The 257-nt window shown below is 44.4% G+C and carries 1 protein-coding gene; it reads right to left on the bottom strand.

Annotation, left to right across the window (positions count from 1 at the left end; genetic code table 11):
- On the bottom strand, nt 1–257 hold a 257-nt coding region (locus AC1ECF_RS17705), incomplete at both ends, for an amino acid--tRNA ligase-related protein (protein ID WP_480390753.1).

Here is a 257-nt window from a genome sequence, read left to right as displayed (position 1 = left end):
GGAAGCAAATACTTTTACACCACTGTTCGCTACAATATCGTTCATTTCAACCAATTCCATATCGAAGCGCAGATCTGGTTTGTCTGAACCGTATTTACCCATTGCATCTGCATACGTAATCCGTTGGAAAGGCAGTTCCAGCTCAATTCCTTTCGTTTCACGCAGCAATTTGGCCATCAGCTCTTCCATCATTGGCAGCAAGTCATCCTGTTGCAGGAAAGAAGTCTCAATGTCGACTTGGGTAAATTCCGGTTGAC

The organism is Psychrobacillus sp. Z3-81 (genome assembly GCF_056620325.1).
The sequence above is the reverse complement of the archived record's forward strand: the minus strand, read 5'-3'. Positions and strand labels throughout refer to the sequence as shown.